This is a genomic window from Litoreibacter roseus, assembly GCF_009811795.1.
Taxonomy (GTDB): Bacteria; Pseudomonadota; Alphaproteobacteria; order Rhodobacterales; family Rhodobacteraceae; genus Litoreibacter; species Litoreibacter roseus.
This window is the reverse complement of record NZ_BLJE01000005.1, coordinates 82,284-102,760: the sequence shown is the minus strand read 5'-3', so window position 1 is coordinate 102,760 and position 20,477 is coordinate 82,284. Positions and strand designations below refer to the sequence as shown.

Annotated in this window: 20 protein-coding genes and 1 tRNA gene; 15 read left to right on the top strand and 6 right to left on the bottom strand. The window is 56.1% G+C overall.

Features of this window, described 5'->3' with window-relative positions:
- Positions 1-250 precede the first annotated feature (250 nt).
- Positions 251-946 carry a Hint domain-containing protein gene (locus KIN_RS18345; RefSeq protein WP_279285289.1) on the top strand — a complete coding sequence of 232 codons (696 nt, stop codon included), beginning with the start codon at positions 251-253 and terminating at the stop codon, positions 944-946.
- Positions 947-1,049: 103 nt separating this feature from the next.
- Here KIN_RS18345 and KIN_RS18340 read toward each other — a convergent pair whose 3' ends face one another.
- Entirely contained in the window at positions 1,050-1,670 is a 621-nt protein-coding gene (locus KIN_RS18340; protein ID WP_243144977.1) for a nucleotidyltransferase family protein, read from the bottom strand.
- Between the two features lie 257 nt (positions 1,671-1,927).
- Between KIN_RS18340 and KIN_RS18335 the strand changes: the two genes are divergently transcribed.
- A complete protein-coding gene (locus KIN_RS18335; RefSeq protein ID WP_159809824.1) occupies positions 1,928-2,575 on the top strand; it encodes a VPLPA-CTERM sorting domain-containing protein in 648 nt (215 codons plus the stop codon).
- Between the two features lie 69 nt (positions 2,576-2,644).
- Here the strand turns inward: KIN_RS18335 and KIN_RS18330 are convergent, their stop codons facing one another.
- Positions 2,645-3,853: an NADP-dependent isocitrate dehydrogenase gene (locus KIN_RS18330; RefSeq protein WP_159809822.1), complete on the bottom strand. Its 1,209-nt coding sequence runs from the start codon at positions 3,851-3,853 to the stop codon at positions 2,645-2,647.
- Between the two features lie 349 nt (positions 3,854-4,202).
- On the opposite strand from KIN_RS18330, the gene KIN_RS18325 reads away from it, so the two are divergent.
- Positions 4,203-5,291 carry a sensor histidine kinase gene (locus tag KIN_RS18325; RefSeq protein ID WP_159809820.1) on the top strand — a complete coding sequence of 363 codons (1,089 nt, stop codon included), beginning with the start codon at positions 4,203-4,205 and terminating at the stop codon, positions 5,289-5,291.
- A 4-nt stretch (positions 5,292-5,295) separates the two neighbouring features.
- Here KIN_RS18325 and KIN_RS18320 read toward each other — a convergent pair whose 3' ends face one another.
- Together KIN_RS18320 and KIN_RS18315 are read right to left on the bottom strand one after the other, a co-directional pair.
- Entirely contained in the window at positions 5,296-5,580 is a 285-nt protein-coding gene (locus KIN_RS18320; RefSeq protein ID WP_159809818.1) for a hypothetical protein, read from the bottom strand.
- 6 nt (positions 5,581-5,586) lie between these two features.
- Complete coding sequence (locus KIN_RS18315) at positions 5,587-6,243, bottom strand: alpha/beta hydrolase (RefSeq protein ID WP_159809816.1); 657 nt, start codon at positions 6,241-6,243, stop codon at positions 5,587-5,589.
- A gap of 176 nt (positions 6,244-6,419) precedes the next feature.
- Between KIN_RS18315 and iscR the strand changes: the two genes are divergently transcribed.
- From iscR to KIN_RS18275, 8 genes are all read left to right on the top strand, one after another.
- Positions 6,420-6,881, top strand: a complete 462-nt coding sequence (gene iscR / locus KIN_RS18310) for a Fe-S cluster assembly transcriptional regulator IscR (RefSeq protein ID WP_159809814.1) — start codon at positions 6,420-6,422, stop codon at positions 6,879-6,881.
- Entirely contained in the window at positions 6,878-7,993 is a 1,116-nt protein-coding gene (locus KIN_RS18305) for a cysteine desulfurase family protein (RefSeq protein WP_159809812.1), read from the top strand. The genes iscR and KIN_RS18305 overlap by 4 nt, the downstream gene beginning before the upstream one ends.
- A 17-nt stretch (positions 7,994-8,010) precedes the next feature.
- A complete protein-coding gene (sufB, locus tag KIN_RS18300) occupies positions 8,011-9,528 on the top strand; it encodes a Fe-S cluster assembly protein SufB (protein ID WP_159809810.1) in 1,518 nt (505 codons plus the stop codon).
- 154 nt (positions 9,529-9,682) lie between these two features.
- A complete protein-coding gene (sufC, locus tag KIN_RS18295; protein ID WP_159809808.1) occupies positions 9,683-10,438 on the top strand; it encodes a Fe-S cluster assembly ATPase SufC in 756 nt (251 codons plus the stop codon).
- Positions 10,438-11,727: a Fe-S cluster assembly protein SufD gene (gene sufD / locus KIN_RS18290; protein ID WP_159809806.1), complete on the top strand. Its 1,290-nt coding sequence runs from the start codon at positions 10,438-10,440 to the stop codon at positions 11,725-11,727. The genes sufC and sufD overlap by 1 nt, the downstream gene beginning before the upstream one ends.
- Before the next feature lie 3 nt (positions 11,728-11,730).
- Complete coding sequence (locus KIN_RS18285; RefSeq protein ID WP_159809804.1) at positions 11,731-12,219, top strand: YIP1 family protein; 489 nt, start codon at positions 11,731-11,733, stop codon at positions 12,217-12,219.
- On the top strand, positions 12,219-12,806 hold the full coding sequence (locus KIN_RS18280) for a YIP1 family protein (protein WP_159809802.1): 588 nt from the start codon (positions 12,219-12,221) through the stop codon (positions 12,804-12,806). Before KIN_RS18285 ends, KIN_RS18280 begins: the two co-directional genes overlap by 1 nt.
- Positions 12,799-14,019 (top strand): cysteine desulfurase, encoded by a 1,221-nt coding sequence (locus KIN_RS18275; protein ID WP_159809800.1) that lies wholly within the window; start codon positions 12,799-12,801, stop codon positions 14,017-14,019. The genes KIN_RS18280 and KIN_RS18275 overlap by 8 nt, the downstream gene beginning before the upstream one ends.
- Positions 14,020-14,066: 47 nt before the next feature.
- Here KIN_RS18275 and KIN_RS18270 read toward each other — a convergent pair whose 3' ends face one another.
- Positions 14,067-15,545, bottom strand: coding sequence for a peroxidase family protein (locus KIN_RS18270; protein WP_159809798.1), 1,479 nt, complete (start codon positions 15,543-15,545; stop codon positions 14,067-14,069).
- Positions 15,546-15,884: 339 nt separating this feature from the next.
- Between KIN_RS18270 and KIN_RS18265 the strand changes: the two genes are divergently transcribed.
- Positions 15,885-15,961: transfer RNA gene (locus tag KIN_RS18265), tRNA-Arg, on the top strand.
- A gap of 367 nt (positions 15,962-16,328) precedes the next feature.
- Here KIN_RS18265 and KIN_RS18260 read toward each other — a convergent pair.
- Positions 16,329-17,231 carry a helix-turn-helix domain-containing protein gene (locus KIN_RS18260; protein WP_159809796.1) on the bottom strand — a complete coding sequence of 301 codons (903 nt, stop codon included), beginning with the start codon at positions 17,229-17,231 and terminating at the stop codon, positions 16,329-16,331.
- A 151-nt stretch (positions 17,232-17,382) separates the two neighbouring features.
- Here KIN_RS18260 and KIN_RS18255 point away from each other — a divergent pair, with 151 nt between their 5' ends.
- The 3 genes from KIN_RS18255 to KIN_RS18245 all read left to right on the top strand — a co-directional run bounded on the left by KIN_RS18255 (position 17,383) and on the right by KIN_RS18245 (position 20,409).
- Positions 17,383-17,844, top strand: a complete 462-nt coding sequence (locus tag KIN_RS18255; RefSeq protein ID WP_159809795.1) for a hypothetical protein — start codon at positions 17,383-17,385, stop codon at positions 17,842-17,844.
- Positions 17,845-18,194: 350 nt separating this feature from the next.
- Entirely contained in the window at positions 18,195-18,710 is a 516-nt protein-coding gene (locus tag KIN_RS18250) for a helix-turn-helix domain-containing protein (RefSeq protein ID WP_159809793.1), read from the top strand.
- A gap of 781 nt (positions 18,711-19,491) precedes the next feature.
- Complete coding sequence (locus KIN_RS18245) at positions 19,492-20,409, top strand: helix-turn-helix domain-containing protein (protein WP_159809791.1); 918 nt, start codon at positions 19,492-19,494, stop codon at positions 20,407-20,409.
- The last annotated feature ends 68 nt before the right edge of the window (positions 20,410-20,477 follow it).

Sequence of the window (20,477 nt, the reverse complement as noted above, 5' to 3'; positions counted from 1 at the left end):
AAGAAGCCCGATAGGGCGTTTAGGTTTTGGATTGAATTTGGCCTGTTTCGCACCGGTCTCGGCGATCACTCCCGAGAAATGAGAGTTTCATACGTCGGATTTGTGGCAGCAATCGGCCAATTTCCGCTTGGTTTGAGGCAGCGTTTTGTTAAATTGTATGAATACCAGATGAACGTCTGGTTGCGAAAAATTCAGGCCACGGGGGCGGCCGCAAGAAGATGCTTGGAATTGTCAGGTGCTGCGCCTGTCGATGCCCCTCGATCCTTGTAAGCCGTCTGCTCGGTTTGCTCGGACGCCCGATCATCTCGCTTGCGGTTTTCCCTTGGCCTCATCATCTGAGGAGTTTGGTGCTGCCGTGCCCTGTCTGACGTCCGGAACTTCTGTCGCCACCCCACAGGGGGAGATGCGCGTTGAAGACCTGAAGGTCGGTGATGATGTCATCACACGGGACAATGGGACGCAGCCACTGGTCAGCGTGTCTATCAAGACGCTGGACGCCTTCTGGCTTCGCACACACGAGCATCTGCAACCCATCGTGATCGAGGCAGGCGTTCTTGGAAACGGGCTGCCTGAACAACCCATCCGCGTCAGCCCCAATCATCGGCTTTTGTCCCTCAGGGATAGAACGGCGCTGGCCTATGTCGACGCCGAGACGTTGATTGCGGCGAAAAATCTGCTGAATCCGAAGGCGGGCATCTACAAGTTGGATGCCGGGACAGTGACCTACGTCCACATCGCGTGTGTCTGCCATCAGGTTGTGTTGTGCAACGGGACGTGGACCGAAATTTTCCAGCCGCATGACAAGTCTCACCACGGATTTGGCAATGCACAAAGAATTGAGCTTTTTGAGATATTTCCTGATCTCAAGACGACACATCCCTGGCGACAGCGTTCTACGTCGCGGGAGATGTGGCGGCGTCAAAGTGCGCGCCTGATGGCGCGGTGACGTTTAAGGAATCCGAAGAGCGGCGTGTTTGTTGCTGCGGTTCGGGGGAAGGTAACGAGTATAAGGGTCGCTGTGGGGAGCGGCCCTTTTTCATTGTTCTACTTCAGTCATTTTTGGCGTCTTGCCGTGCGGCGCGCCAAGCTTCCCAGTCTTCCGGCGTATCGAGATCGGACAGAGCATGCTGACCGGGCAGTGGGACAAGCACCGTATCTGCCACATGTGCTTTCAAAACCGGCTGCGCGCCCGCATCACCTTTCGTTCGCATAAGCTCGGGGAACAACGCGGCGCGCACCAGGACCGGATGTCCCGGACGCCCATCTTTGGTCGCGCCTCTTACGACGACAGCATCCGTATCGCGGGCCGCATAAATGACTGCGTTCAAATCCGCCGTGGTGAGATCAGGCAAATCCGCGAGAATAATCAGCACGGCGTCAGTCGTCACATTCGACAGACCGGTTTGCAGCGAATGGCTCAGACCCAGGCCCGACCCATTGTTGAACAGAGTATCGACCGGTAGGTCGTCTAAGGCGTCGGCGCGCGCCGGGCGATCTGGCGGCAGTATCACACAAACTCGATCAACCTCTGCGGACAGGCACGTTCGTGCCACGCGTGTCAGCAGGGGCGTGCCATCAATCGGCTCCAACAGCTTGTCAGATCCCCGCATCCGACTGGAGGCGCCACCTGCCAGCAGAAGGGCGGTGATCGTTGGTCCGCGCATGCTCATCTGATGTGTCTTGACGTCCGTTCGCTGCTGAGTCGAGACCCTGTCCTCTGGTCTTTGGTGCTCGGGGTCAAAGCGATTTAGATATTCGGCGCTCATTGGGTATCAATTGGCAATAATTCGCCCCCGTTTTGGCAATTGTTTCTACGTCTCGGGCGCAAGTTTGCTTATCGGAGAAATTTGGACAAGATTGCTTTGCGGCTGTCCGCAGCTTCCGTGAAAAAGCAGATCGACACGTCCTTTATTTCTGGTTTGATCACATGACCCCATTGCAAAAAACGACACTTGCCGCGATCGCCGCAGGCTTTCTTGTCACCCCCGCGGTTCAGGCCGCCGTTCTCAATTTTGAATTGAACTCGGGCATTATGTTCGACCTGTCTGAGCGTGATGATCGCGTCGGCGATGTCGAGCCGGGTGGCGAAGGCCTTGATGATTTCGAGACCATCTTCGATGGCATTGGTTTTTACGACGTGATCGGATCGTTCAATGTGGACACGGAAACGCTGCAGGTGTTCGGCGCCGAGGTGACGACGCCGTTCGCCACCTACGTACAGACGGAAGATGCCACAGCTGCCCCAGACTTCGTCAAACTCATTTCAGCAGATGGTATGATGGCGCTGGAGTTTGTGAACCCGATTACCGCTGAAGACATCAATCGTCCCGAGGAGTATGCCAATGATGATTTTTCGGAGCAGGACCGGTTCAGTTACGATTCCTTCTTCACAGAGATCATCGAATTTGACCCGACCAGCCTGAGATTGTTTGGTGTGTCGGACGAGGCATCTCAAATTGATACGTTCAGTGTTGAAGATACCCGAAGCGTCACGCCGGTTCCGCTGCCAGCAGGCTTGCCACTGTTGGTTGGGGCGTTCGGGCTGTTGGGGGTGTTGCGTCACCGCAGGGCCTGATAAACCTCATTTCGACAAAAAGGCGGCTCTCGGTGAGCCGCCTTTTTCTATTAGACGGATGCACTCCGTTCACATCGCCTTATTTAGGTTCTCGTCGATTTTTTCGAGAAACCCTTCCGTGGTCAGCCAATTCTGATCCGGTCCGACGAGAAGCGCGAGATCTTTCGTCATGAACCCGCTTTCGACCGTATCGACGATCACATTTTCCAAAGTCTCGGCGAACTTCATCAACTCGGCGTTGTCATCCAACTTGGCGCGGTGCTTGAGCCCGCCGGTCCACGCATAGATGGACGCGATGGAGTTGGTCGATGTCGCTTCCCCCTTTTGGTGTTGCCGGTAGTGGCGGGTGACGGTGCCATGTGCGGCTTCTGCCTCAACGATCTTCCCATCTGGGGTCATCAGTTGCGATGTCATCAGGCCAAGCGACCCGAACCCCTGCGCCACAGTGTCGGACTGCACGTCGCCATCGTAGTTCTTGCAGGCCCAGACAAAGCCACCATTCCACTTCATTGCGCAAGCAACCATGTCGTCGATAAGCCGGTGCTCGTAGTGGATGCCCTTGGCCTTGAATTTCTCTTCAAATTCTTTCTCGTAGATCTCCTGAAACAGTTCCAGAAAGCGGCCATCATACTGTTTTAAAATCGTGTTTTTTGTCGAGAGAAAGACGGGCCATCCGAGGTTGAGACCATAATTCAAGGACGCACGCGCAAAATCGATGATCGAGTTATCGAGGTTGTACATACCCATATAAACGCCAGCGGAGGGAGCTTTGTAGACCTCATGCTCGATCACTTCACCGTCGTCCCCGACAAATTTCATCGACAAGGTGCCGGGGCCGGGAAATTTCATATCCGTCGCGCGGTATTGATCACCGAAGGCGTGACGGCCGATTACGATGGGTTGGGTCCACCCCGGCACAAGGCGGGGCACGTTCTTGCAGATAATGGGCTGGCGAAAGACCACACCGCCCAGAATGTTACGGATCGTCCCGTTGGGCGAGCGCCACATCTTTTTCAGGCCAAATTCTTCGACGCGGGCTTCGTCCGGGGTGATCGTCGCGCACTTCACCCCAACGCCGTATTCCTTAATGGCTTCAGCGGCGTCTATCGTGATTTGGTCTTCGGTTTCATCGCGGGCTTCGATGCCGAGATCATAGTATTTCAGGTCAATGTCGAGATAGGGCAGGATTAGCTTCTTTTTGATGAAGTCCCAGATGATCCGGGTCATCTCATCCCCGTCGAGTTCGACGACGGGGTTTTCCACCTTTATCTTTGACATGCAGTCTCTCCAATATGCGAGTCACGTGGGCGCGTCATAACGCAAGCCCGTCAGCGGAGAAAGCGGCGACCGGCCAGCGCTCGAACTGATCGTGTCATGGCACGTAGACATTCTCTGGATGGCTGAGCTTAACAAAAAATTAGCGAAGTTGGGCTAAGCAGCCTGTGCGCGACCTTCCGCATCTTCACCTATTTCTTGATTAAATGAGATCCCCTGTCAGCGGGGATATACACTGTCTTGAGAAAAGTGTAAGTTTAACTGGACGTGTCGACAGATATTTTTCGCCTGATATGGACATCCCTTGAAATCATACACCCGCCTTCCAGCACAATCAGGAGAGTCCGCGAAAGTGCTGGGGCTTTTGGAAGGGCTGTCCAACTCCTTTGCGCTGTCAGTTCTCAACTCTTCGCTCGATTGCATCAAGTTGATCGAGCTGGATGGCAGTCTGTCCTTCATGAATACGAATGGTCTGTGCGCGATGGAAATTGATGATTTCTCTGCCATCGAAGGGCGCCCTTGGCCCAGCCTTTGGCCAAAGGATGCGCAAACCCTGCTTCAAAACGCGATCGAAGATGCGGCCCTCGGCCTGCCGTCTGAATTTGAGGCGTTTTGCCCGACCGCACGCCGCAACGACAGGTGGTGGCATGTCTCGGTTGTGCCGGTCTGTGCCAGTGATGGTCGGGTCGAACGGATCATGGCGACATCCCGTGATATATCGAACCGCGTGTCTTATGAGAACCGTCTGACAGATCGGGATCATCAGCTCACGTCCTACGCCAGAGAGCTTTCGCTGCAGCTTGAGGAGAAGAACGAGCTGATCGAGCGACAAAAGCTGCTGATGGGTGAGATCGACCACCGGGTCAAAAACAGCTTTGCTCTGATCACCGGTATTTTGAGGCTTCAGATGCGCGAGATGGCTGAGCCAGCGGCGGTATCTGCGATCAACGACGCAGTCAACCGGATCGGAACGCTGGCCCGTGTCCATGAGCAGCTGCACATGCATGCAGAAGCGACAATGGTTGAGCTGTACCCGTTTCTCTGCCTGCTTTTGGACGATTTGGCCTCTGTCATGACCGATCACGGCAAAATTGATGTGGGTCCCGTCGCCAACTTCCCGGTCCCGGCCAACGTCGCCGTTCCATTGGGGCTGATCACGGCAGAACTTGTCGGAAATGCATTGAAGCACGGCGCACCAAAGGACGTTCCCATGGTTCGCTTCAGTCTTGTGCCATGCGATGCCGGAGAGACAAGCTTCAGACTTTCGGTCAGTGATGATGGTGTGGGGCTGCCCCACGGCTTTGACGTCATCAAAAGCACCGGGCTGGGGATCAAGATTTGCCGCGTCTATGCGGAACAAATCGGCGCGACGTTCGAGTCCAAGAATGGTGATCTGGGTGGGGCACAGTTCGATGTGATCTTCCCACGCCCGATAGTTTAGCGGCTCAGGTTTCTGCAGGTTTCTCTGGCGAAGGCGCCGGTTCGGACTCGTTGGGGCTCGCGGCATTTTGCGGCTTTGCAGCGTTCTCCAGCTTCTGTCTCAGCATGCGTCTTGCGCGGGCTTCCGCGCGCCGCACCCTGATGGCGGTCAGAAACGCCTCTTGAGTGGTCTGCGAACTGGCGCCGATCACTTCGGAAATCTGATTGACGAGTGTCTCGTCCCCCAGCTTTTCTTCAGCTGCGATCACGTCCTTTGCCAGCGCATCCGCCAGATCTTCGGTGATCCCCATTGCGACTTACCGGGTGTTTTCAGTCATGCGCCGCCGGACGTATTCCTCGACAGATGTCGTCAGCGTGTCCATGTGATTATCTTCAAAAAAGTGACCTGCGCCTTCAACTTCTTGGTGCGTAATCGTGATGCCCTTCTGCTCATGCAGCTTGTTCACCAGCGAAACAGTATCAGGCGGCGGTGCCACCCGGTCCCCCAGACCATTTATGATCAGTCCGGACGAGGGGCAGGGGGCGAGGAAGGAGAAGTCATACATATTTGCAGGCGGCGAGACCGAGATAAAACCCGTGATTTCCGGGCGACGCATCAGAAGCTGCATGCCGATCCACGCCCCGAACGAAAAACCAGCAACCCAGCAATGCTTGGTATTCTGGTTCATCGACTGCAGGTAATCCAGCGCCGAGGCGGCATCGGACAATTCGCCGATGCCCTGATCGTATTCGCCCTGGCTGCGCCCGACACCGCGGAAGTTAAACCGCAGGACATTGAAGCCCATATTGTGGAACGTGTAATGCAAGTTATAGACAACACGATTGTTCATTGTCCCGCCGAACTGTGGGTGCGGATGCAGGATGATCGCGATCGGAGCGTCCTTGACCCCTTTATGCGGATGGTAGCGGCCTTCCAGACGTCCTTCGGGTCCGGGAAAAATCACTTCGGGCATAGGGTCGTGGTCCTTTGGTCAAGATCAGCCGCGCGAAATCTTGACGACTTTGCTGGGGCAATCTAGAATAGTTCTAAATGAGTGGCGATAGTGGTGCCGGAACGGTTCGGATCAGTTAAGGTCTGTGCCTCTTGGCGTCAATGCCAATCGCCAAAACCGGGGGGCGTCAGAGCGCAATGAAGCTTAGCACAAAGGGCCGTTATGCCATGGTCGCGCTGACCGACCTTGCGCAATCGTCGGAAGGGGGGCTTGTGTCCCTCAGCGAAATTTCGCGCCGTCAGGACTTGTCTTTGCCTTATCTCGAGCAGTTGTTCGTCAAGTTGCGCCGCGCGGGGATTGTCACATCCGTGCGGGGACCCGGCGGTGGCTACAAGCTGGCAAAGTCACCGGAGGCAATTCGGGTCTCCGAAATCCTCGAGGCCGTCGATGAGACTGTAAGTGCGATGCACACGGGGGCGAACGCATCGGGTGCCGTCTCAGGCTCCAAGGCGCAATCCATGACCAACCGCTTGTGGGAAAGCTTGTCCGCCCATGTTTATGTATTTCTGCACCAGACCCGTCTGTCGGATGTCGTCAGCAACGATTTGACGCCGTGTCCTGCGGTGCCGTCAATCTTCACCGTCGTGGATGACGCATGACAGGTCGTGTCTACCTTGATTACAACGCGACGGCCCCCCTGCGTCCTGAGGCGCGAGAGGCGATGATTGCCGCGATGGATGTGCTCGGCAATCCGTCCAGCGTCCATTCGGAAGGGCGGGCGGCGAAGGCGGTTGTCGACAAGGCGCGGGGGCAGGTGGCCCGACTTATGGGCTGCTACCCGGATGATCTTGTGTTCACAGGCAGCGCGACGGAAGCTGCCGCCTTGGCTATTCCGGAATTTGCAACCGTATCCGGCAGTGAGGTTGAGCATGACGCCGTTGCCGCATGGATCAATCATCCGGATTGGGACGTGGATAAGAACGGAAAGCTCACGGGAACCTTTCGGGGTCAACCGCTGACAGAGTCAATCTGGGACGATCTGGTCGCGGTGCAGGCGGCAAACAGTGAAACAGGCGTTTTGCAGAACACCATGCCCATCGCACAGAGCCTATGGGCCTTGAAGCGGGACGTGAAGATCTTGGTCGACGGGGTTCAGGCCATTGGCAAAATTCCGTTCTCGACAGATAGGTCCGGCGCAGATTACCTGATGGCATCTGCTCACAAGATCGGCGGTCCGAAAGGGATCGGGGCTCTCTACGTCAAGCGCGGGCTGTCGACGGCGCCGCGTATTCCAGGTGGCGGTCAGGAAATGGGTCGGCGGTCAGGCACTGAAAACATTGTCGGAATTGCTGGATTTGGCGCTGCCGCAGAGGCCGCCGCCCGGGATCTGAAGGATGGTGTTTGGGACCGGGTTGCGAAACTTAGAAATATTCTAGAAAAGGCCATTGAGGCTGCTTCAAAGCATACTATTTTAGTTGGGAAAGGGGCTGATCGGTTGCCCAACACAACCTGCTTTATTACGCCCGGGTGGAAGGGCGAGACGCAGGTGATGGTGATGGATCTTGCGGGGTTTGCGATAAGCGCAGGTTCTGCATGTTCGAGCGGCAAGGTGAAGTCCAGCCGTGTGTTGAAAGCGATGGGCTATGACGACACAGAGGCCGCAAGCGCCATTCGCGTTTCGCTGGGACCTCAGACAACAGAAGACGATGTGCTGCGTTTCGCTGAAACGTGGTTGAAGGCGGAACAGAAATTTCACGCGAAAGCCGCGTGAACGGACGGGAGATCAGGATGTCCTTGGACACGGAAGTCAAAGAAGGTGTGGATCAGGAAACCGTCGATGCGGTCCGCGAAGTCGGCGGGGCCTACAAGCACGGTTGGCAGACCGATATCGAGATGGATTACGCCCCAAAGGGCGTGAATACGGACATCGTGCGCCTTATCTCCAGCAAAAACGATGAGCCCGAATGGATGACTGAATGGCGCTTGGGCGCCTTCGACCGTTGGGAAAAGATGAAAGAGCCCGAGTGGGCGATGGTCGACTATCCAAAGATCGACTATCAGGACATTTATTACTATGCCGCCCCGAAAAGTATGGCCGAGAAGCCAAAGTCCTTGGACGATGTGGATCCGAAACTTCTGGAAACGTACAAGAAACTTGGAATTCCGCTGAAGGAGCAGATGATCCTTGCGGGTGTGGAAGGGGCTGAGAATGCCCCGGCTGAAGGGCGCAAAGTGGCCGTCGACGCTGTGTTCGACAGCGTTTCTGTTGGCACGACCTTCCAAGAGGAATTGAAGAAAGCGGGCGTGATCTTCTGCTCAATTTCTGAGGCGATCCGGGAGCATCCGGAGCTGGTCAAGAAATACCTTGGTTCAGTCGTGCCAGTTACGGACAACTACTTCGCGACGTTGAACTCTGCTGTGTTTTCTGACGGGTCCTTTGTGTATGTGCCGCCCGGCGTGCGCTGCCCGATGGAGCTAAGCACGTACTTCCGGATCAACGCGGAGAACACCGGCCAGTTTGAGCGGACACTGATCATCGCTGATAAAGGTTCTTACGTCAGTTATCTCGAAGGCTGCACGGCACCCATGCGTGACACGAACCAGCTGCATGCGGCTGTCGTGGAATTGGTCGCCTTGGAAGATGCAGAGATCAAGTATTCGACGGTCCAGAACTGGTATCCGGGCGATGAAAACGGGGTCGGTGGCATTTATAACTTCGTGACCAAGCGCGCTGATTGCCGTGGCGACCGGTCTAAGGTGATGTGGACGCAGGTCGAAACGGGCTCTGCGGTTACATGGAAATACCCGTCTTGTATCCTGCGCGGGAACGAAAGCCAGGGCGAGTTTTATTCGATCGCCATTGCCAACAACATGCAGCAGGCCGACACCGGCACGAAGATGGTTCATCTGGGCAAAAACACCAAATCGCGCATCGTCTCGAAGGGCATCAGCGCGGGCAAGGCGCAAAACACCTATCGTGGGCTGGTATCCATGCACCCAAAGGCGAAAGAGAGCCGCAATTACACACAGTGCGACAGCTTGCTGATTGGTGACAAATGCGGGGCACACACGGTGCCGTATATCGAAGTGAAGAACAATTCGAGCCGCGTGGAACACGAGGCGACAACCTCCAAGGTCGATGATGACCAGCTGTTTTACTGCCGCCAACGCGGCATGGACGAGGAAGAAGCCGTCGCGCTGGTTGTCAACGGGTTCTGCAAGGATGTTCTTCAAGCCCTGCCAATGGAGTTTGCGATGGAAGCGCAGCAACTGGTGGCGATCTCGCTGGAAGGGTCCGTAGGTTAAGTGCTGTCGAATGGCCCCATGGATGGTCCGTCTCGCGTAAAGGCGTGTCTGAGACGTGCGGGACCACACGGGCTTCGTTGGCCTTAAAGAAGACACGCAAGATTACTGGGCGGCAGGAATAGCTGATCTCAGGAACAGAACGAGGAAGAAAAGAATGTTGGAAATCAAGAACCTGCACGTACAACTTGAAGAAGAGGACAAGCAAATCCTCAAAGGTGTCGACCTCACAGTCGATGCGGGGCAATTGCACGCGATCATGGGGCCAAATGGCTCCGGCAAGTCGACATTGTCCTACGTTCTGTCTGGCAAGGACGGCTATGAGGTCACCAAGGGCAGCGCGACGCTTGAAGGTCAGGACGTGCTTGATTTGGAGCCTGAAGAGCGCGCCGCCGCAGGTCTGTTTCTTGCTTTCCAGTATCCTGTCGAAATTCCCGGTGTCGGGAACATGACGTTTCTGCGCACTGCGGTGAACGCGCAGCGCAAGGCGCGGGGCGAGGAAGAGATGAGCGCGGCTGATTTTCTCAAGGCAATCCGCGCCCGTGCCAAAGAGCTTAAGATTGATGCGGACATGCTGAAGCGGCCGGTCAATGTCGGGTTCTCGGGCGGTGAGAAAAAGCGAAACGAAATCCTTCAGATGGCGATGCTTGAGCCGAAGATGTGCATCTTGGACGAGACAGACTCAGGTCTGGATGTCGATGCGATGAAGCTCGTGTCCGAAGGGGTGAACGCGTTGCGGAACGAAGGCCGCTCTTTCCTCGTTATTACGCATTATCAAAGGCTTCTGGACCATATCAAACCTGATGTCGTTCACATTATGGCCGACGGTCGTATTGTGAAAAGCGGTGGGCCAGAACTGGCCCTCGAGGTCGAAAACAACGGGTATGCCGATATCTTGGCTGAGGTGGCCTGATGGCACTTCCAGAACAAAAACAAAGCCAGATTGACGAGCGCTTGTCTGACCTGACTTTGCCGGAGGGCGGCGTTTGGTCGAGTGCTGCGCGCGCAGACGCTCTGGACCGATTGCGGGCCATGGGATTGCCTGTCCGCCGTGATGAATATTGGCGCTTTACCGATCCGCGCGGTCTGGTTTCGTCCGACGCGCCGGCGGCCAAAGTGCTCGTGACAGACGAGGCGCCGATCTTTGAGATCATCAACGCGCTGAAAATTGTCTTCGTGGATGGTGTTTTCGACGCGGATCAATCAGATGATCTGACCCTCGAAGCCGTCGATATCCAGCGTCTCTCAGACGCTGCCTCGACAGATATCCACTGGGCGAAAGATATCTACGGCGTCCTGGAAGCCCGAGGCCAGTCGCCGGTTCAGCGCCCACTGGCTGCGTTGAATACGGCCTTTGCGACAGACGGCATTTTGATCCACGTGACGGGTAAAGTGTCCAAGCCAATTAACCTGATTTACCTCCATCAATCAGAGACATCGGACGCAATCCTGCACCATTGCATCAAACTGGACGCCGGCGCTGACGTGACCGTACTGGAAAATGGCCCCGCTGCGGCGCGCTTCAACAAAGTAATGGAAGTCGAGGTTGCCGATGGCGCCGCCTTCCATCACGTGCGCACTCAAGGCCGGGACCACGAACGCAGCGCGGCGACGCATATGTTCACGCGCCTTGGGACCGAAAGTACGTTCAAAAGCTTCACCCTGACCGTCAATGGCGTGCTGACGCGGAACGAATGTGTAATTGAACTGACCGGTGACGATGCTGTGGCCCATGTTGCCGGTGCTGCTGTGGGCGACGGCGACTTTCACCATGATGACACAGTTTTCGTGACCCATGATGCGGTGAATTGCGAAAGCCGTCAGGTGTTCAAAAAAGTTCTGCGCAACGGGGCGACCGGTGTGTTCCAGGGCAAGATCCTCGTCAAAGAGGGGGCTCAGAAAACCGATGGCTATCAGATCAGCCAGTCCTTGCTGCTGGATGGCGACAGCCAGTTTCTCGCAAAGCCTGAGTTGGAGATCTATGCCGACGATGTCGCCTGCTCTCATGGGTCGACGTCTGGCGCTATCGATGAAGACGCGCTGTTCTACCTGCGGTCACGCGGTGTGCCATCATCCGAGGCGCAGGATTTGCTGACCTTGGCCTTCCTCGCCGAAGCCTTGGACGAGATCGAAGATGAAGACATCGCGGCTGTTTTGCTGGAACGGCTAGACGGTTGGCTGTCTCGTAGGCGCGCCACCTAGTCTATGTCGACGGCCCAGACAATTCTGCGCAGCTACCGTACCCCCGGTGCCGTTCTAAAAAGGTTCCGGGATGACGGGGCGGACGAGGGCTTGGCCCTCACGTGGCTTCTTGTCGCGTGCATTCTGTTTTTTGTCGCGCGCTTGCCCGGTCTGGCCAGAACGGCGCATCTGAATGGGGATGAGACGCCGCTTTTTGGATTGGCGCTTGGAACGTTCTTCGGCACGATCCTTCTGGCGCCCCTATTTTTCTATGTCTTGGCCGCGCTATCGCATCTCGTTGCAAAGATCGTGGGTGGGTCGGGCCGTTGGCTGGACGCGCGCCTCGCGCTGTTCTGGGCCTTGCTCGCCGCCACGCCTCTGGTGTTGTTGCGCGGACTGGTCGCTGGGTTCATTGGCGAGGGACCGCAACTGACACTCGTTTCGTTCGTTGCCTTCGCTGGCTTTCTCTATATTTGGTTGCGTGGCCTCATTGCATTGGAAAGGGCCACCTGATGTTGAAAGCGCTCACGCCACTTACGATTGAGAGCATCAAACGCCCTCAAGATGCCGCACGTGCGCTGCAAGCTTGGGATATTCCGCGTGAAGCGCTGTGGACCGCCTTGGCAGCAGTAGCCCTGATGAGCGTTATCGTAACAAAGCTGATCGTCTGGCTGACGCCTGCAGGCGCGACATCGCAGCCGTTTCCAAGCGCACCGGTTGTTCTGGCGGTGCTGGTTGCGGGCGGCTTGGTCATAACTGTACTCTGCACGTATTACTTTGGGCGCGTGTTTGGCGGGACGGGCTCATTTGACGACAGCATGAAGGCGGTCATTTGGCTGCAATGGGTGCTTCTTGTACTGCAGGTCGGACAGGTCATCCTGTTCCTGATCTCACCCGGTCTGGCCCTTCTTGCCGGGCTTGCACTGTTCCTGATTGGCATCTGGATTTTCCTGAACTTCGTTCTCGTGATTCACGACTTCAATTCCCTTGCCATGGTCTTTTTTGGCACGTTGATCACCATCGTCGGCGTGTCGTTCGGACTGGCCATTGTGGCGTCGCTTTTTGCAGCTCTGCTGGGGCTGGAGGTACAAAATGTATGATGTGAATGCAGTTCGCGCGGATTTTCCGATCCTGTCGCGCGAGGTAAACGGAAAACCGCTTGTTTATCTGGACAACGGTGCATCGGCGCAGAAGCCCAAGGTCGTGATTGATGCAATCGCACATGCCTATTCACATGAATATTCAAATGTTCACAGGGGCTTGCACTATCTTTCGAATGTCGCGACCGAGAAGTATGAGGGTGTTCGAGGTAAGATCGCGCAGTTCCTAAACGCAGCATCCGAAGATGATATCGTGATGAATTCCGGCACGACCGAGGGCATCAACATGGTCGCTTACGGTTGGGCAATGCCGCAGATGGAGGCGGGGGACGAGATCATCCTCAGCGTCATGGAGCATCACGCGAACATTGTGCCGTGGCATTTCCTGCGCGAACGGATGGGTGTCAAACTGGTTTGGGTGGACGTCGACAGCAATGATGATCTTGATCCGTCCAGCGTGATTGACGCGATTACGCCGAAAACAAAGCTCATCGCAGTGACCCATCTGTCGAATGTTCTGGGCACCAAGGTCGATATCAAAACGATATGTTCCGAAGCGCACGCGAAGGGCGTCCCGGTGCTGGTCGATGGATCTCAGGCAGCGGTTCACATGCCTGTTGATGTGCAGGACCTGGGATGTGATTTCTACGCAATCACCGGTCACAAACTCTATGGTCCGTCTGGGTCAGGCGCAATTTATGTGCATCCTGACCGGATGTCCGAGATGCGCCCATTCATGGGTGGCGGGGATATGATCCGTGAGGTCCATAAGGACGTCATCACCTACAATGATCCGCCGATGAAGTTCGAAGCGGGCACGCCTGGTATCGTGCAGACGATCGGCCTGGGCGTTGCGCTAGACTACATGATGGGCCTCGGGATGGACAATATTGCATCCCACGAAGACATCTTGCGAGACTATGCGCGTGATCGGCTGGACGGGTTGAATTGGCTCAACGTTCAGGGACAAAGTGCCACGAAGGCTGCGATCTTCTCATTCACGCTGAGCGGCGCCGCCCATGCCCATGATATCTCTACCGTTCTTGACAAAAAAGGCGTGGCCGTCCGGGCGGGTCATCATTGTGCACAGCCCTTGATGGAGCATATGGGCGTCACCGCCACGTGCCGGGCGTCGTTCGGGCTTTACAACACCAAGGACGAGGTCGACACGCTGGTGGACGCACTGGAACTGTGCCACGAACTGTTTGCCTGACACGCAAGGAAGACTTCGCCTGACGGATGCAGGCGAAGTCTATCAGATTAGCCGCAGAAAAGATCTTCGCGGTGGGTCACATGGTCTCGGTGTGTCTCAACGTACTCCATCATCCGTCCCATCGTGCAATCGGCACCGCCAAAGCCATGCCAAGGCTCAAAATGATGCAGGTTCAGGACACTTTCCGGATCCAGACGCAACAACCGTATGATAACCGAAGCCACGATGTGTCCTCCGACGCCGGTCAACCGACCTTTGCCTTTCTCGGATGCTTCCTGCAGGCAGTAAAACCAGAGCGGCGTTTTATCGATATGATGGTCCGTCAGCGCCGTCGGGGGCGCCAATGCGTCCAGGCCCAGTTTGGCCGCCGCTTGCTGGCCAGAAGCAAGCTTCAGCGCGGAGCGGTCCCGGAGGATGTTTCTGAGCCCCAGTTTTCTGGCCTGTTCGAGCGGAATCTCATGCCCGTTCCATTCCAGACCACCACCAACAATGTTGCCCGGCAGTTGGAACAGGGTATCAGCCATTTCGATACCGACAGGCAGGGCCTTCTGCGCCGCTGTGCCCGCAACATCAAAGAACATCCGCATCTCGATATCGCTCTCCGTTCCACGGGGCGAGAAGCCGAGCATTTCGAACAGATGGACCGGGTCACCGCCCTTTTTTAATTTGTAGGTCGGTTGCACCGTCGCATGCCCGAACCGGTACGCCGCGCCGGAAAATTCTGCTGGCATGATAGGGGCGTTGGGGAAGGGGTCATGGGCCAGAACATGGTCGATGATTTTTTGATCGACGAAGGCCGGCAACATCTCGTGAAGGACGATCCACTGATAGTGCAGCCGGATGAACCGTCGCACCTGCTCAAACCCCATCAATTTCGGGGCGACCACTTCGCTCCAAATTTCGCTGCGGATGCCCATGGCGGCACAATCATGCACGTCCTTGGCGGTGTCATCCTCTTCCTCCACATGGCTCATGAGGATGTTATGCAGCTGAATGAAGGCGCCTTGGATCTGGCTAACAATGATGTTTTCGTCATTGCGCGGATCACCGATCAGCGCGCGCCCTTTGCAGTTGCGTGGCAGATCATTGGGATTGTCTTCGCGTCCCATCAGCATGAAGCCTTCATGGTCGGGCGAATAAAGGAACGGCGTCGCTTCCGGCCCGTCCCCGTAGACGCAATCCAGATCCAGATTGGGCGTTCTGATGTTGCGGATAGAGCGCGGATCAATGCGCGTTCCGATGGCGCTCTGAGCGTCGAGAGTCACGTCATGATCCACGAACTGGCCCAAAAATGTCATACCGGCGTCTGCGGGACCGTCGTTAATTTCATCCGTGCGCATTGTTTCCACCAACGCATCAAATGCATCGACAATATGCGATGTGCTCAAATTACCGGTAACCGGGTTTTCATGAAAAAGCCGACCGAACACCTGCGGAAACGGCGCGGAATCGTTCAATGCATGAGCATTGAGGCATTCCTTTACGAGATAGTCATAGCGGGAAAGGCCGTGGAACATCTGTACCATGGAAATACTCCTAATTAAAAATACGCCAAATTGGCGCCACTCTTGAAACAATCATGGCGATACCATTTTCTGTGATTCAGAAAAAGTATTAATTTTTGGGCGGCATTTTGGACATGGCCGCCATTGCACCACCGGATCAAGCTGGCTATACCGCGCTGAGGCACCCATAGCTCCGCTGGATAGAGCGCTGCCCTCCGAAGGCGGATGTCAAGTCTGGCGGTTGCTAAGGGAACTGGAAGAATAAGTTTGCGAAACAATGGCTTGAGCGGATGTCGGAACCGCTATTCAAACGAGTCAATGTTTCGAGTAAGCACTGCGTAAGCAGTAGGAAGAAATAGAGCACCCGTAGCTCAGCTGGATAGAGTGTCGGCCTCCGAAGCCGAAGGTCACAGGTTCGAATCCTGTCGGGTGCGCCATTTCTCTCAATAAATCAATATCTTAGAAAACGGCGCCGCGGAGCTTTGCTGCTTACGTGGTGCTTGCGCGGCGATTTTGCGTAGACAATCAGGCAATTATGGCGTGCTGGAGCGATATCGCCAACTAAGTCAGTCGGTTTTTGCGGTAAGTTCGAATCTCACGCGCACCACCACGTGAGAAATGGTTCGCTGCCGTGCCAGTGAGTACTCCTTGATGCGAAATGACGCCGACGGTGCGAATGCCAACCCGCGATGAGATGCGAACTATTCCTAAGCAGTCGCGCTACGTTCGGCTGGCAGCGGCCTACGACCAGTTCGCTCGCACAATACGGCGGATAGCGATGGCGCCGGACGGCAGCCGGAGGCCCTACTGCCGCGCCTCCCGCCGCCACTTCCCTGGCGTTGTGCCCAGCACGCGGCGGAAGGTGTCGGTCATGTGGCTCTGGGAGGCGAAGCCGGTGGCGTAGGCGATTTCGGCGAGTGGCATGTCGCCCAGACGCAAGAGTTCGCAGGCTTTGTCCAGACGCTTGCCGGTGACATAGACGTGCGGCGTGTCGCCAGTGGTGGCCTTGAAGGCGTCGGCGAAGGTCCAGCGGGGCATGTCGAGTGCGCTTGCAAGGTCTTCGACAGTGAGCCGTTCGGCAAGCCGGTGCTCGACCAGCGTGTCGATGCGTGTGATCTCGTCGGGGCTGAGCGGCAGGATCGGCTGCGGTCGGCGGAGCGCGCCTGCCTTGTCGAGCAGCCGCGCGATCAGGACTTGGGTCAGCCCGTCCATCAGCAGGTCGCTGGTGCCACCTGTCCGCGCGCTCTCGGTCCACATCTGCATGACGGTGCGGCGGAGAGTGTCGTCTCGGAAAAGTGTGGCTCCGGTCAGAGAGTTCAAGTCTGATAGGCTACCCGCGCCATGATCCTCAAGCAGCGCTTCAATCTCAGCTGCGGGAAGAAGAATGTCTATGAGTTCATGTTCCCCATAGCAGTAGAAATCTACAGCCGTCCCCGGTGGAACGAAGCTGAGACAGCCGCTTCGATAAGTTGTTTCGTCGGTAAGGCCATCACCGACGTTCCAACGGAATGGCATGTCAGCGCGCATCACCAGGATTAGCCCCAATTCCGGCACAGCAGGATCTGTACCTTCAAATGGCTGCTGCTCAGCGCGAAGCAGTTTCAGCGGTATCGATCCACCGGAGCGATGTTCCTGAGGGAATCCTGCGTAAGGACTGGACGGATCATTGTAAAAATCTGCTAGCGAGGGTGCGGTGTGCTGTGTCATTTTTTCCGCCTCCTTTCGCGTGCAATTGGCCAGAACTTCAAAACACTATATAGCACAAAGTGATCCAGTATTCTGTAATCGTCGAGAATTCAGACTTCGTCGGTCGACGAATGTGAAATACCTGCGCGCTAATTGGTGCGACCTTTCTGGAATGACCTTCGGAACCTCCAAACCGCCACCTGTGGTCAGTTCCAGCGACGGGTCCCGGCGCGACCTCAGTACTGGCAGCATCTGCTATGTCATGTTGAGCAAGGACGACACTGTTGTCGCCGGTGACGATTTCGAGATTTTCCTGCGCAACGCTGGGCGTGGCCGTGCCCGCTGGTCGGGAACGAACGGCCGAGACCGGTCAGGCGCTGCCATTCTGCTGCCACCGGGGGCAACGCTATCAATCTCGGGCCATCTGAGGGCGCTTCGCGTGGTGCTTCCGGGGCTTGTGGTCACAGAGTACGTCGGGCCCCTAGCCGAGGCACTGATCGGTTTGCTCTGCTCGCGTGCTTGGCGCAGTTCCGATGAAATTGCAGAGACTTCGCTGGCGTTGGTGCGGCTCTTGATCCACGAAGAAATGGCCTCGCGGGCTGAGCATGGCGGTGCGCATCCAAGGTTAAACTGAAATTTTTTCAGAATCGTCGAGCGTTCTGGATTTCCAATTCTTGAATCAACATCTGCGCGGAATACGGGCCTAAACGAATTTGCTTTCTGATCTGTATGAGGCAGTCCGAATTCAACATCCAGGATTCAGCAAACACGACAGCTGATCAGCGCCTGCGCCTCATCACTTTCAGGCGTGGAGAAGTTTGGCCTGAGCGTGAGCAGTGCGAAATCGTCCTGGTGCTCGACTGCCAGGCGAAAGAATTCAGCCTGACAGACCTTCACGGGAGGCTGAGCGTTGGCGAACTCGTTCTCTTGCCTGTAGGGGACAGCACCAGCGCTTGTGTGAGAGGCCGTGTCTTGAGCGCGCGGATGGATAATCTTCCCGCACCGCCGTTTCCGCAACGCGTAGGTGACCGGCTGATCGGACAGCTTCTGCGTAGGGCTTGGGGCTCATCCTACACCGCGAGCGAGATCATTGACCCGATGTTGAGCGTGATCGAGCTTCTCGTTGCGTCGCGCGTGCGCGCTCAGCAGGAGCGATTGGACCTCATGGATCGCCTCGATCACCGCATAGCGCGCAGTGTCGATTACATCGAGACCCACTACGGCGATGCGCTGACGATTGCAGAACTTGCTGGCATTGCCTGTCTTTCGCCCGGTCATTTTTCCCGGACTTTCAAGGCGGCGATGGGCGTTCCGGTTTGGGCCTATGTCACTTGCCGTCGGTGCGAGCGAGCGAAGGAGATGTTGCTGACGACAAGCGTTTCGATCGCCGAAATCGCCTATCGCTGTGGCTTCGCCAACCAAGGCCACCTGACACGGTGCTTTAAGGAGGCTTTCGGGGTCACCCCAGCAGCGGCACGCAATGGGCTCCATTGCACCTAAGGTTTAAGCGCGATCTCGTCCCAATTGTGCAACGGCAGCCAAGGCGCTTCATGGAAGTGAACCTGGTAGCAACCTGGGACGATCACCTGAGACAACGCAGTCGGCAGTCATTCACCGATATGCCGCGCGATCATATGGAAACTGAGACGCCTCCGACGTTCTCAAAACACTTGAAACTCCAGAACCGAATGCCACAAGTTTGAGTCCTTTCAGGAGCACCATCTCTTGCTCTCCCAGATTGTCTATAAAAATCTCAAAAATCTAGGGTATTCGACCTTCAGATTGTCTTGGAAAGTTCCTTCCACTCTTGGACATTCCAGACATTTTTGCGGCCTTTGTAAAACCCAAACTGAAAAGGTCCGCACATGCTTCTCACAAAAACTCGCCTGCGCTCGTTGAGGAACCTATGGTAGCGTGGCAGGAGAGCGAAGTCGAAGCTTGGATAAAAGCCAAGATTGCATCAGCAAACGAGAGCAAGATCCAAGGCTGTTGCCTAGCAGTTGAAGCGAGCTAAATAGCAGAAAGCTGCAAACTGTCGTGCGCATTCTGCAATAATTTCGGTCAACTTCGTTCTGAAAAAATCGCTAGCGGTGTTATACGCAGTCGTGATGTCGACTGAATTACAGCAGATTGAAGCAGAGCACCGAGGCCCTCCCTACGTGGTTGGCTGCGGCTCGCCAGTAGTCGGATGGATACGAAGCACTCGCGATTCCGAGCTGACCGGTAGCAGCGCGCGCCACTCGCGTGGCCCGAGCAGCCGGTATGCTGGGGCCTGTGCGTCATGACCGCTCCTCAGCACGCTGCTGATCCCGGGGCCAAGTTCAACACCCATGCCGATTTTTACAGCGATTCGGCCTACGCCGCATTTCCACAGCAGCTTCGGCGTGGTGGGTCTTTCGGCGTGACGATGATGAAGGTTGAACAAGAGCCGATTGATTTCATCGACGCGCCCGTACCCGAAATCGTTTTCTGTCGCGGGGACAGTGTGATGGCTGAGGTATTGATCGACTGTGGCGACGGTCCGGTCGTAAGCGACAGATTCGCAAGCGGACTTACAATCTACCCAGCACAAAGTGCGAGCAGGACGAGGGTTAATGATGCCCACGCGCTCACACAGTTCGCCTTTCCTGTAGCTGCCCTCACCGACGAAATGCTGGATGCAGGGATAGCTCTAGATGGGGCGAACTTCGGACGGTGGATCGGCCGCTGTCTGGCCACGCCGGTCACGGTTTCCCGACTCATGGACAGAATGTGGAGTGTGATGCAAAAGCCGGAAGCGAAAGACCATCTCCTATTCGACGGCCTGACGCTGCAATTTTTGGCTGAACTGTCCGGAGCGAGTGACCTCGCGCCATTGGGTGGCGCCCGCCCGGAGGATGAGCGCATCGCTCGGGTGATCGACTATATTGAGTCGTATTTCGGCGATGCGATGACAATTTCCGAACTGGCCGCAGTCGCCTGCCTATCGCCTGGGCATTTCTCACGCACCTTCAAAATGACTACGGGCTATCCGGTTTGGGATTATGTCACCCGACGCCGCTGCCAGCGGGCAAAGGAAATGCTGTTGTCGACGCACCTCTCGATCGCCGAGATCGCCTACCGTTGCGGCTTTGCAAATCAGAGTCATCTGACACGCTGTTTCAAGAGTGCTTTCGGAAAAACGCCCGCCGCTGCGCGGCAGGAAACCCGTCTTTCCTAGATTCTAGCGGCATGTTGTTCGTATCGTGCAATAGCACGATTAATTGATGGTAAACACCACCTTTCTCG